The sequence below is a fragment of the Cohnella hashimotonis genome, assembly GCF_030014955.1.
Taxonomy (GTDB): domain Bacteria; phylum Bacillota; class Bacilli; order Paenibacillales; family Paenibacillaceae; genus Cohnella; species Cohnella hashimotonis.
In genome coordinates, this window is record NZ_JAGRPV010000001.1 from 1790740 (window position 1) to 1802755 (window position 12016).

The 12016-nt window shown below is 61.2% G+C and carries 10 protein-coding genes; 8 read left to right on the plus strand and 2 right to left on the minus strand.

Annotated elements, in window-relative coordinates; all coding sequences use genetic code 11:
• The first annotated feature begins 13 nt into the window (after positions 1 to 13).
• The 4 genes from serC to KB449_RS06940 all read left to right on the plus strand — a co-directional run bounded on the left by serC (position 14) and on the right by KB449_RS06940 (position 3664).
• Positions 14 to 1102 (plus strand): 3-phosphoserine/phosphohydroxythreonine transaminase, encoded by a 1089-nt coding sequence (serC, locus tag KB449_RS06925; RefSeq protein ID WP_282907678.1) that lies wholly within the window; start codon positions 14 to 16, stop codon positions 1100 to 1102.
• A gap of 126 nt (positions 1103 to 1228) precedes the next feature.
• A complete protein-coding gene (trmL, locus tag KB449_RS06930) occupies positions 1229 to 1696 on the plus strand; it encodes a tRNA (uridine(34)/cytosine(34)/5-carboxymethylaminomethyluridine(34)-2'-O)-methyltransferase TrmL (protein ID WP_282907679.1) in 468 nt (155 codons plus the stop codon).
• 159 nt (positions 1697 to 1855) lie between these two features.
• Positions 1856 to 2098: an AbrB/MazE/SpoVT family DNA-binding domain-containing protein gene (locus KB449_RS06935; protein WP_282907680.1), complete on the plus strand. Its 243-nt coding sequence runs from the start codon at positions 1856 to 1858 to the stop codon at positions 2096 to 2098.
• A gap of 444 nt (positions 2099 to 2542) precedes the next feature.
• Positions 2543 to 3664 (plus strand): aminotransferase class I/II-fold pyridoxal phosphate-dependent enzyme, encoded by a 1122-nt coding sequence (locus KB449_RS06940; protein WP_282907681.1) that lies wholly within the window; start codon positions 2543 to 2545, stop codon positions 3662 to 3664.
• A 3-nt stretch (positions 3665 to 3667) separates the two neighbouring features.
• Here the strand turns inward: KB449_RS06940 and KB449_RS06945 are convergent, their stop codons facing one another.
• Together KB449_RS06945 and KB449_RS06950 are read right to left on the minus strand one after the other, a co-directional pair.
• Positions 3668 to 3976, minus strand: coding sequence for a Rieske (2Fe-2S) protein (locus tag KB449_RS06945; protein WP_282907682.1), 309 nt, complete (start codon positions 3974 to 3976; stop codon positions 3668 to 3670).
• Positions 3973 to 4968: a DUF2161 family putative PD-(D/E)XK-type phosphodiesterase gene (locus tag KB449_RS06950; protein ID WP_282907683.1), complete on the minus strand. Its 996-nt coding sequence runs from the start codon at positions 4966 to 4968 to the stop codon at positions 3973 to 3975. The genes KB449_RS06945 and KB449_RS06950 overlap by 4 nt, the downstream gene beginning before the upstream one ends.
• Positions 4969 to 5137: 169 nt before the next feature.
• Between KB449_RS06950 and KB449_RS06955 the strand changes: the two genes are divergently transcribed.
• From KB449_RS06955 to KB449_RS06970, 4 genes are all read left to right on the plus strand, one after another.
• Entirely contained in the window at positions 5138 to 7033 is a 1896-nt protein-coding gene (locus KB449_RS06955) for a PrkA family serine protein kinase (RefSeq protein ID WP_282907684.1), read from the plus strand.
• Between the two features lie 295 nt (positions 7034 to 7328).
• On the plus strand, positions 7329 to 9245 hold the full coding sequence (locus KB449_RS06960) for a D-apionate lactonase family protein (RefSeq protein WP_282907685.1): 1917 nt from the start codon (positions 7329 to 7331) through the stop codon (positions 9243 to 9245).
• Between the two features lie 20 nt (positions 9246 to 9265).
• Positions 9266 to 10552, plus strand: a complete 1287-nt coding sequence (locus KB449_RS06965; protein WP_282907686.1) for a ribulose-bisphosphate carboxylase large subunit family protein — start codon at positions 9266 to 9268, stop codon at positions 10550 to 10552.
• A 4-nt stretch (positions 10553 to 10556) separates the two neighbouring features.
• A complete protein-coding gene (locus KB449_RS06970; RefSeq protein WP_350356215.1) occupies positions 10557 to 11978 on the plus strand; it encodes a four-carbon acid sugar kinase family protein in 1422 nt (473 codons plus the stop codon).
• The last annotated feature ends 38 nt before the right edge of the window (positions 11979 to 12016 follow it).

A 12016-nucleotide genomic window follows, 5' to 3' on the forward strand; every position in this document is an offset into this window, starting at 1 on the left:
GGTGGGAAATGAAATGTCCAATCGTGCCTACAATTTTAACGCGGGTCCGGCCGCTTTGCCCTTAGAGGTTCTGCAGCGGGCGCAGGAGCAATTTGTCGATTTTGAGAACAGCGGCATGTCGCTGATGGAGATGTCCCACCGCGGCGCCATTTACGAACGCGTACATAATGAGACGGAGCAGCTGGTACGCGAGCTGATGGGCGTGCCCGAGGGTTACAAGGTGCTGCTCGTCCAAGGCGGCGCCAGCACGCAGTTCGCCATGGTGCCGATGAATCTGCTTAAGCCGGACAAGGTGTCCGCTTATGTCGGGACCGGCAGCTGGGCGACCAAAGCAATCAAGGAAGCGAAGCTGTTCGGCGAGGTCTCGATCGCAGCCTCCTCCGAAGCGGACGCTTACAAGCGCATTCCGTCCCCGGGCGAGCTTAGCGTGCCGGACAACGCCGCATACGTCCATCTGACTTCGAACGAGACGATCGAAGGGACCCAGTGGGCCGAATACCCGGACACCGGCGAGATTCCGCTCGTGGCGGACATGTCCAGCGATATTTTGTGCCGGCCGGTCGACGTATCTCGTTTTGGACTTATCTATGCAGGGGCGCAAAAAAATCTCGGACCGTCCGGCGTCACCATCGTCATCGTGCGCGAAGATCTGGTCGGCGCACCCTCGATGACCGTGCCGACGATGCTTCGTTACGACACCCATGCGAAGAGCGGCTCTCTGTATAATACCCCGCCTTCGTTCGCCATTTACATGGCCAACCAGGTTTTGCACTGGGTGAAGGCGCAGGGCGGCGCCGCCGGCGTAGAGCGATTGAACCGGGAAAAAGCGAATCTCATCTACTCGACGATCGACGCGAGCGGCGGCTTCTACAAAGGCTTCGCGAATCCGGACAGCCGTTCCATCATGAACGTCACCTTCCGACTCGGCAGCGAAGAGCTCGAGAAGAAGTTCGTCAAGGACTCCGAGGCCGCAGGCTTCATCGGACTCAAAGGCCACCGCGACGTCGGAGGGCTGCGCGCTTCGATCTACAACGCCGTACCGCTCAGCAGCGTCAAGGCGCTTGTGGACTTCATGGGCGAATTTGCCCGCACCAACGGTTAGGGACGTCCGGCTGCTGCCGACGCATGCATAGCAGGCCGAATTGGATTAACCGCGGCGCCCGCCGCGGTTTTTTCGCATCGGCTGATGCATCGCCTGATGATATTTGCTAAAGGAGGATGGCATCGAATGCCTTTTCATATTGTACTCGTCGAGCCCGAGATTCCCGCGAATACCGGCAATATCGCCCGTACTTGCGCCGCTACGGGCACTCACCTGCATCTGGTGCGCCCGCTCGGCTTCTCGACCGACGACAAGGTGCTGAAGCGCGCGGGTCTCGATTATTGGTACGCCGTCAACATCACGTATTACGATTCATTCGGAGAGGTAAGAAGCGCATTCCCCGAAGGGCGGTTTTTCTACGCCAGCACCCGCAGCTCGCGACGCTACAGCGAGATGCAGTACAGGGACGGGGACTTGTTCGTCTTCGGCAAAGAAACCAAGGGCTTGCCGCAAGCGCTCCTCGACGAGAATCCGGGACAGAGCATCCGCATGCCGATGACGGACAAGGTCCGGTCGCTTAATCTCGCCAACTCCGCTGCGATCGTGGTGTACGAAGCGCTTAGGCAAACCGGTTTTCCTGGATTGGAAGGCTAAAAAGCTAATTTTTTCGACATAAATCGGCAAGATTCTTGCATTATTTTAAGCAAAATCTATTTTTTGCAGGGATTGTCGAGGAAGTTAGCGAACCTTAGGTTAAGACTTGGGCATAATCCGCACTTGTTATGAATAACGAAAGAATGGGAGAGGACTGCTTTGAAGCCTGCTGGTGTCGTAAGAAAAGTGGACCAACTCGGCCGGATCGTGCTGCCGAAATCGCTGCGTAAACGTTATCAGATGAATGAAGGAGATCCCGTAGAGATTCTGGTGCAGGGAGATCATATTATTCTGGAGCGTTACCGCCCGCGGTGCGTATTCTGCTCGTCCATGGAGAACGTCACCGAATACAAGGAACGCCATGTTTGCGGCGCTTGCCTGAAGGAAATGAACACGCTCTAATTCACAATTCCATCGACTGTTAACGAGAGCCCTTCCCGACCGGCAGCTGTGCCGGACCGGAAGCGGCTCTTATTCGTTTCAGGACGCCTATCATTAAAAGACCCCCAGTACAGCCCGCTCGCGCGGAGTTGTCTTGGGGGTCTTGCCGCTTCGCGAAGCCTGAGGCGGATGCCTGTCCGAAATCGGGATCAGAGACCTTTGGTCTTGTCCTCGTTGTACGCGGCAGTCAGCATCGCCGTGATGAACAGCGCGAATACAAGCATGACGATCCAGAACTTGTCGCTCATACCCAGTAACATGTTCGACACCTCCACTAAACTTCCTCTATTATAACCAAGCCCGCCCAAAAAGAAAACGCAAAAAACGGCGTTCGCGCAGCATACACTGTATTGTGGGCAAAACGCCCGGCGCGCGAGCGCACGGAAGCGATTGGAGATGGGGGCCATGATCAATTGGATGGGCGGCTGGCCTGCGGACGGTTTGTTGGCTGAAGCCGAGTGGCAGGAAAAGCGCCAGGCGTCGTCTGCTGCGGCGGCGGAAGCGATCGCGTACAGACTGCGCCGGCAGGAAACGGAGAAACGGCTCTCCTCGCTCGTTTTGTCGGGCCAGCTCGGTCCTTATTGGCAGCCTGCGGACGACCCGGGACAATGGCTCCTTACGGATGACGCGGACGAAGCGCTCAGATTGACGACGAAGGAGCTGCTGCGGCCGGGCGATGCGGTGCTGGTCGAGCGTCCCACGAGCCGTACGGCATTGCAGCTGTTCGCCCGGGCGGGCGCGGCCGTATTCGAGGTGCCGGGCGGCACGGAGGGTATGAATCCGGAAGCGTTGTCGGACGCCATCGCCGCCGTGAAGCCGCGCGCCGTCTATGTATCCCTGACCTGCTCGGATCCGGCGGGCTGCAGGTGGAGCGACGAACGGCGCGCCGCGCTGTTAAGACTGTGCGCGCAAGCCGGCGTAGCGCTCGTTCTCGACGAGCGGCAAAGTCTGACCTGCGACTGGACGGCAAACCTGGCGGATGGTCAAGAAGCCGGGCCGACCGCGGTCATCGGCGGCCTGCCGTCCGGACTCGTGTCAGGCATGCGCCTCGGGTGGCTTCAATGGACCGGGTGGACCGAGGCCGACCGGACATTCATACCCCTTCCTCCTGCGAGAAGACCGGACCGCGAGCGGGATGCGCTGGACAACCGCGAGGCACTGCTTCGTTATTGGAGCGAATCGTCTCCGATCCCGGCGCTCGAGACGCTAAGGTTCATCTATCGGACGCGACACGCCTTGCTTGCGGAGCAAATCGCGCAGACTGGAATTCCGGGCTTGATCTGCAAGCAGCCCGAAGCGGGGAGCCACGCCTGGCTGAAGCTCCCGGACGGATTGGAGGGCGAGCCGCTGCTGAAGGCGGCATGGCTCGAAGGCGTACTGTTCCAGCCGGGGGCCGGTTATTACGCGACGGCGGCGGATCGATCGCGGCTGCGCCTGACGCCTGTTCATTCGGATGAGCGGGAAATCACGGAGGGCGTCAAGCGGCTGCGCCAGACGATCGAGGCTTTTACGGGAAGATCGGGATAAAGCTCAGTAATCGGAGCCGATCGCGTATAGCTGGCCGTCGACGAGTTCGACGTTGCGGCGCATGAGGCGCTCGTCGCCGCGGTTCGTGCACGCGCCGGAGCGTCCGTCGAACGTCCAATAGTGGAGCGGACAGTAAAAATCGCCGTCGGCAAGCAGCACCTCTCCGCCGGCATGCGGACAAAACGAGAGAAGGAGCAGCAGGCGTCCTTCCTCGTCCTTCGTCAGCCAGTAAGGCGTGCCGTCCAGCTCCAACGATAAAGGCGAGCCGTCGAACATCTCGGCGGAACCGAGCAGAATGCGCGAATCGGTCATGTGCGCTGCAACTCCTCTATATAGTAGATAGCCGATTCAAGCGCGTCGGCATTTATGGCTGCTTCGTCTTCTAAGGCATCTAACCGTTCGGCGGATTCAGCTTCGGCAGCCTCCGCGCCGGACTCCGTCCGCTCAGCGGCATCTGCGGCAGCGGCACCGGCCCACGGAAACAGGGTCGTCCAATACGATACCGCTTCACGATATTCAAGCAACGCGGCATGACCGGCCGGCGTCAACGCGTACAGCCCGCGGCCTGTCTTGGAGAACCAGCCGTAATAGTTGCTGCGCAGCAGCTGGCCCGGATCGGCGACGCCGGTGAGCGCGCCGACCTGCCTCGGGGCTAGCGCAGGCGCGTCGGCGCAGCGGAGCGCCAGCGCGCATTGGAGCGCGCGCTCCCTGTAAGCCGTGACGAGCTTGCGCTTCGTACTGCCGCCGATATTGTAATCGCCGCTGCGTCCCGCGAATTCCTTGAGCAGCTTGGCGGCGCCCTTGCGCCGGCCGCCGGACCTGGCCGTCGGCGCGGCGGCCGGCAGAAGCGGAACGGCCGATGCCGCGTAGCGCTCGGCCGCGTTCTCGGCGACGGCGGGCGAGACGCCTCCAGTCGGAATTACTCCGGCCGGCGGGGCGCCGATCTCGCACCATACCTCGATAACCGGCCGCTTGGTTTTGTAAAAGGTCACCGTCATGAAGCCGAGAGAGAGCCTGCGGCACAGATCCGAAATCTCGCCGAAGCGCTGGTTATGCGCCCCCTTCTTGACCCGGTTGCGCTCGACGGCGAGCCATACGGCGGCGCCAGTGCGCTGACGATCCAGGCCTTGCAGCAGCAGGGCGAGCGTAAACGTTTTTTTCATCTCGACGATGACGGGCAGCGATTCGCCATGCCGGAGCGCGACCAGGTCGCAGCCCTTGATCTCCGCTTTGACCTCGTAGCCCCTCGCCGTCCAGAACGCTTTGAGCGCAGGATACAGCTCCGTCTCGTATTTGACCGCCATGCCGATTCCCCCGTTCGCCGCTTGATTCACACATTATAGCACGGTCATTTATTTTCATCCCGTTTTCGGGGCAAATTCGTCCACCTCCCCGCATAGGTATAGAGTACGTTGCGAAGACGATGAATGGTCACACCGATAGAGAGACGGAAGAGACAGGGAGGATAGCGGCATGGACATCTTCAAGCGGCTCGCCGAGTACCGGACTGCTAGCGAGAGGTTGACGTGGACGGGATCATTTCGCGACTATATCGAATTGCTGAAAAACGACCCCGTACCTGCGATGACCGCGCATTCCAGGGTATACGACATGATCGTCTCCCACGGTGTGGAAGAGCAGAACGGCGTCAAGAAGTACAAGTTTTTTGAAAACGACATTTACGGCCTCGATCGTACGCTCGAGCGGCTGGTCGAAGAGTATTTTCATTCCGCGGCCAGACGGCTCGACGTCCGCAAGCGGATCCTGCTGCTCATGGGACCGGTCAGCGGAGGCAAGTCCACGATCGTCACGCTGCTGAAAAGAGGGCTGGAGCAATATTCGAGAACGGAAAGGGGAGCGGTTTTCGCGTTGCAGGGCTGTCCGATGCACGAGGAGCCGCTTCATCTGGTGCCCAGCGAGCTTCGGCCTGACTTTGAAAAGGAGCTGAACGTCCGCATCGAGGGCAATCTCTGCCCGTCCTGCGCGCTCCGGCTGCGCAGCGAATACGGTGGCGATATCGAGTCTTTCCCGGTCGAGCGCGTGTTTCTGTCAGAAGATACGCGCACCGGCATCGGCACGTTCAGCCCGTCCGACCCCAAGTCGCAGGACATTGCGGACTTGACGGGCAGCATCGACTTTTCGACCATCACCGAGTTCGGTTCGGAGTCCGATCCGCGCGCCTACCGCTTCGACGGCGAGCTCAACAAAGCGAACCGCGGTCTTATGGAGTTTCAGGAAATGCTGAAGTGCGACGAGAAGTTCCTGTGGAATCTGCTGTCGCTGACGCAGGAGGGCAACTTCAAGGCGGGCCGGTTCGCGCTCATCAGCGCCGATGAGCTCATCGTGGCGCATACGAACGAATCGGAGTACAAGACGTTTATCGCCAACAAGAAAAACGAGGCGCTGCAGTCGCGGATGATCGTCATGCCGGTACCGTACAACCTGCGCGTAAGCGACGAGGAGAAAATCTACGGCAAGCTGATCGGCCAGTCCGATATGAGCCACATCCATATTGCGCCGCATGCGCTGCGGGCCGCTGCCATCTTCAGCATCCTGACGCGGCTCAAGGAATCCAAGAAGCAGGGCATGGACCTGGTCAAAAAGATGCGGCTTTACGACGGCGAAGAGGTCGAAGGCTTCAAGGACGCGGACCTGAAGGAAATGCAAAACGAGTTCAACGACGAAGGCATGTCGGGCATCGACCCTCGCTACGTCATCAACCGCATCTCCAGCGCCCTGATCAAGCAGGACCAGGAATACATCAATGCCCTCGACGTGCTGCGCGCGCTCAAGGACGGACTCGATCAGCATCCTTCGATTACGAAGGAGGAACGCGAGCGGTACTTAGGCTTCATCTCCGTCGCGCGCAAGGAATACGACGCGCTGGCGAAGAAAGAAGTGCAGAAGGCGTTCGTCTACTCGTTCGAGGAATCGGCGCGCACCTTGTTCGAGAACTATCTCGACAATATCGAAGCCTACTGCAACTGGCAAAAAATCAAGGATCCGTTGACGGGCGAATCGATGGATCCCGACGAGCGCCTCATGCGCTCCATCGAGGAGCAGATCGGCATATCCGAAAACGCGAAAAAGGCGTTCCGCGAAGAGATTCTGATCCGCATCTCCGCTTATTCGCGCAAAGGACGCAAGTTCGACTACAGCACGCACGAGCGCCTGCGCGAAGCGATCGAGAAAAAGCTGTTCGCCGACCTCAAGGATATCGTCAAGATTACGACCTCCACCAAGACGCCGGACGAAAATCAGCTGAAGCGCATCAACGAGGTCATCAACCGCCTTGTCGAAGAGCACGGCTACACGACCGCCAGCGCCAACGAGCTGCTGCGTTACGTCGGCAGTCTGCTGAACCGCTGATCGCAACGCCCCCATTTTCATACCGCATCGCCGATCCTGCCTCCGGCAGGATTTTTTTTATGGTGTTCTCCGGACTCGGGCGGCGAAAATTGGCGATTTGTCTTTCAGGCCAGCGCGCGATCGGTGCGCCCGGAGCCGGTCGGACGTTTGACGTAATCGGCCCTGCATCCACGCCATTCTATCGCCTTGCTGCGAAAGAAAGCGGAAGACGACTGTTGACGGAATCGCGCGGAGCTACTATGATCTAACTAAGATCTAAGATAGATTTTAAAATGGTTCAAGAGGTGGCGCCGAGGTGAAGCCTTCCGCTTTTTTGAAAATGGGGCCCATGCAAGCTGCGTTCGAGAACGGCGGGTTGCGCGCGATTACGTATGGCGGCACGGAAATCGTACGAGGCTTGTATGCAGCGGTTAGAGATCGGAATTGGGGGACCGTCGAGCCGCGATTGTCGGATGTTCGATCGACAAAATCCACGGACGAGTGGACGCTTCGTTTTGTCAGCCGTCACGTTCAAGGCGATATTGACTTCGAATGGAGCGGCTTTATCGCGATGCGTCCGGATCGGCTCCGCTTCGACTTCGACGGCGTCGCCCGTACCTCTTTCCTGAAAAACCGGATCGGCTTCTGCCTCTTGCATCCGATGACCTTCGCCGGCTTGCCGGCGGTCGTCCGGACGGAAGGGGGACTCGTGCACGGCGCCTTTCCGGGCGCGATCTCGCCGAATCAGCCGTACAAGGCGATGCAGGGAATCGAATTCGAGCCGCTCCCCGGCCTGCGGGTGGATACGACCTTCAACGGGGACCTGTTCGAAATGGAGGATCAACGGAACTGGACGGACGCCTCTTTCAAAACCTATTGCACGCCGCTGGATCTCCCCTTCCCGGTCCGGATGGAGGCGGGGCAGCGGCTGACGCAATCCGTGATCATCGAGGTCGCCCAAACCGAAACCGGGTCTGACGGCGGCAGCGCGAATGATCGGCCGCGAGGCATCCGGGCCGGTATCGGCAAGCAGGTACAGGACGCAGCCGTCCGGATTAATGCAGATCGAGCGGCCGTGTGCCGACTTCCGGATATCGGGCTCGCGATGGCCGAAGAGGTGCCGGATGAAGCCTCTGCCGCATTGCTGGAGCAGCTGCGGCCGGCGCACCTGCACGTTTCGCTCGACCTCGGCGAAGACGGGTGGCGCGCATCGCTGAGGTCGGCAGCTGCCGCAGCAGCCCGATACGAATGCGGCTTGACGCTGGAACTGCTGCTGGACGGCGGCAAGGAGCGGCTATCGGAGCTCGTCCGGCTGATCGCTGGCGACGGAACCGGACAGCCGATGCCGGTCTTGCGAATCCTTCCGTATGCGTCCGGTACGTTTACGACGGATGCGGCTGCACTGCAACGTGTCCGGGAAGCGCTTGCGAATGCCGGTCTGTCGCTGCCCGTCGGCGGCGGTACGCGCGCTTATTATGCGGAGTTCAATCGCGCAGCCCTGCCGCTGCAAGAGATGGAACTGGCTGTCTATACGATCAATCCGCAAGTGCATGCCTTCGACGATCGTTCCTTGATGGAGACGCCGGCTGCGCAGCGGGAGACGGCGATCGACGCCGCAGCCAAGTCCGGGAAGCCGCTCTATATCGGACCGATCACCTTCAAGCCTCGTCTTAATCCGAACGCGACGAGCGGCGGCGGGGCGATACCACTCTCGGAGCGGACGGACCCGAGACAACACGGGGCGTTCGGCGCGGCATGGACGCTGGCGAGCGTCTCGGCGCTGTGCGCACCGCAGGTGCGCGCGCTCACTTATTTCGAGACGTCAGGCCCGCTTGGACTGGTATGCGGCGGCAAGGCAAGTCCGCTTTACTTCTTATTGCGGGACCTCATGCGGATGCCCGGCGCCGACGTGCTGTCCGTCGGCCGTTCGTCCGAGGACGTCGCCGTTCTGGCGCTTCGGACGATCGACGGTCGGCTTCGCCTGCTGCTGTCCAATACGACGGCTGCGCCTCGGGCCGTAGAGATCGACGCAGGAGATTCCTATGCGTTCCGGTCCGAGGTCTCTTACGATTCGAACGATGTCGCTTCAACGGGCAGTCGCGCTTCGGCGACTGTCGAAGCGATAAAGGAACAGCGTCCGGAAGTGACGGTCGACCGCAGAGTTAGCAGAATACTGGCACCTTATGCGTGCATATGTGTGGATTTTGAGAAAAGCCGCGATATCGATACTTAAGAAAAGAGGGTGAAACGCGGGTGCAGCAATCCTTTGTCCGCGCGACTTATTTAATCGAAACGCCGCACGAGCCGCAGCGCGCCGCTGCCATTATGGCCGGCGAGCAATCGACCGGAACCTTCGTCGCCGTGCCGGGAGAGACGGACGAGGTGAAGGCACGCAGCGCCGCCCGGATCGTCTCCGTCCGGCTACTGGAGATCGTCCGCGAGCCTTCGCTGCCTGGCGCCACCGTGCCGGCGGGGCATAACGGAGACTACTACCGCTGCGAGGTGACGCTCGATTTTCCGTACGCTAACTTTGGACCGTCCATACCGAATCTGATGGCAACCGTCGCCGGCAACCTGTACGAGCTGCAGGAATTTTCGGGACTGCGCTTGATCGATCTGACCTTGCCGGATGAATTCGTGGAGGCTTATCCGGGGCCCAAGTTCGGGATGGCGGGCACGCGCAGGCTGGCAGGCGTCTACGACGGTCCGATCATAGGAACGATCGTGAAGCCGAGCATCGGGCTGACGATCGAGGAACTCGGCGCGACCGTAAGAGGGTTGGCCGAGGCGGGACTGGACTTCATCAAGGACGACGAGCTGAACGCGAGCCCGCTGTTTGCGCCGTTCGAACGCAAGGTCAAGGCCGTCATGGAAGAGATCGAGCGCGTCGCGGACCGGACCGGACGCAAGACGATGTATGCCTTTAACATTACCGGGGACATCGACGAGCTGCGGCGTCGTCACGATCTCGTGCTCGAGGCCGGCGGCACCTGCATCATGGTCAGCATACAGAGCATCGGACTCGCAGGCCTGGCCGCGCTGAACCGCTACAGCCAGCTGCCGATCCACGGCCACCGCAATCAATGGGGCATGATGACCCGGCATCCGATGCTTGGCATGGCGTTTCCGGCGTATCAGAAGCTGTGCAGGCTCGCGGGAGCCGACCACCTGCATGTCAATGCGCTGAACAGCAAGTTTTACGAGAGCAACGCGTCCGTCATCCGCTCGGTCGAGGCGATCCGCGAGCCGCTGCTTGGCGGCTACGAAGCGGTGCCGGTGCTTTCCTCGGGCCAATCCGCGGTCACCGCCGCGGAGACCTATCGGGCGCTCGGCACGTGCGACCTGCTGAACGTGGCCGGTGGCGGCATCATGGCGCATCCGGACGGACCGGCTGCCGGCGTGCGCAGCATGAGGCAGGCCTGGGAAGCGGCCCGGCAGGACGTAAGCGCCGAAGACTACGCCCGGTCGCATCCGGAGCTGCGGCGGGCGCTCGACAAATTCGGCAGACCGCAAGTCGCGCAGGCGGAGAAAGAGGGATAGAGCCATGATGGGACGCAAACAGGAGCGGCTACAGGAGTATGGGCAGGAGCGTTATCAGGCTGCCGGCCTGCTGCTGTCTTTTTACGGGGACGACTTTACGGGCTCGACGGACGTGATGGAGGCTTTGGCGCTGAACGGAGTGAGGACGGTGCTTTTCCTGGAGCCGCCTGCGCCGGAAGCGCTTGCCGCCGAATTTCCGGACGTCCGGGCCTTTGGCGTGGCGGGCGTAAGCCGGGCGATGAGCCCCGCCGAGATGCAGCGTGAGCTGGAGCCCATCTTCGAGCGGCTGCGGGCCATCCCGACTCCGCTCGTCCACTATAAAATATGCTCGACCTTCGATTCGTCGCCGGAGGTCGGCAGCATCGGAAGGGCGATCGAACTTGCCTCGGCCGTCTGCCCGGCGCAGCGCTGCGTGCCGCTGCTGGTCGGCGTTCCCGAGCTTAGGCGGTATACCGTCTTCGGCAATCACTTTGCCGGCGTAGGCGCGCAGACCTACCGGCTCGATTTGCATCCGACGATGTCGCGCCATCCGGTCACGCCGATGGACGAAGCCGATCTGCGCGTCCATCTGTCGCGTCAGACGGACAAGACGATCGGCCTGATGGATATTTTAGACCTGGCAGGAGACGGGGCGCGCGTCCGAAGCAGGCTGGCGGAGCGACTGGCGGAGCGGCCCGACATCCTCCTGTACGACGTGCTCGACGAAGAGCGCCTCAAGCGCGCCGGCGAGCTGATCTGGGAAGCTGCCGGGCAAGGGGATAATCGTGTCGTATTCGGTTCGTCCGGCGTCGAATACGCGCTCGTCGCGCACTGGCGGGAGGTCGGTCTCGCAGCCCCCGATACCGGGATGCTGCAGCCGCGGGGGGCCGTCGACCGCCTGCTGGTCGTCTCGGGGAGCTGCTCGCCGACGACGGAGTCGCAGATCCGCTACGCGATCGCCGCCGGATTCGCTCCCGTACCGATTCAGGCGGAGAAGCTCGTCGATCCGGCGACGGCGGATCAGGAGCGGCGCAGATTGACCGAGCAAGCGAACGCGCTGCTGCGCGAAGGCCGCAGCCCGCTTCTATATACGGCGCTCGGTGCCGAGGATCTGGCCATCGGCGCGACGAGAGAAAAGCTGGCGGGGACCGGCCATGCCGCATCCGATACGGGCAAGCTGATCGGCGAGCAGCTCGGGCGGCTGACCCGCGAAGTCGTCGCGGACAACCGGCTGCAAAGGTTTTTGGTGGCGGGCGGGGATACGTCGGGCTTTGTCATGCGAGAGCTTGGCATCTATGCGCTCGAATGCCTGATGCCGATCGCGCCCGGCGGTCCGCTGTGCCGGGGCTACGCCAAGGACGACCGATTCAACGGCGTCGAGCTGGCGCTTAAGGGCGGCCAGGTAGGCAAGGCGGATTATTTTGTCCGCGTGCTGGAGGGCAAATAGGCGGAAGATGCCGCGCTTTTCGAGCCGGGCAATTCCTT

What these genes read in the sequence shown, in the direction of transcription:
- serC (WP_282907678.1), top strand. Translation starts at nt 14, where the DNA reads ATGTCCAATCGTGCCTACAATTTTAACGCGGGTCCGGCCGCTTTGCCC.
- trmL (WP_282907679.1), top strand. Translation starts at nt 1,229, where the DNA reads ATGCCTTTTCATATTGTACTCGTCGAGCCCGAGATTCCCGCGAATACC.
- KB449_RS06940 (WP_282907681.1), top strand. Translation starts at nt 2,543, where the DNA reads ATGATCAATTGGATGGGCGGCTGGCCTGCGGACGGTTTGTTGGCTGAA.
- KB449_RS06945 (WP_282907682.1), bottom strand. Translation starts at nt 3,976, where the DNA reads ATGACCGATTCGCGCATTCTGCTCGGTTCCGCCGAGATGTTCGACGGC.
- KB449_RS06950 (WP_282907683.1), bottom strand. Translation starts at nt 4,968, where the DNA reads ATGGCGGTCAAATACGAGACGGAGCTGTATCCTGCGCTCAAAGCGTTC.
- KB449_RS06955 (WP_282907684.1), top strand. Translation starts at nt 5,138, where the DNA reads ATGGACATCTTCAAGCGGCTCGCCGAGTACCGGACTGCTAGCGAGAGG.
- KB449_RS06970 (WP_350356215.1), top strand. Translation starts at nt 10,557, where the DNA reads ATGATGGGACGCAAACAGGAGCGGCTACAGGAGTATGGGCAGGAGCGT.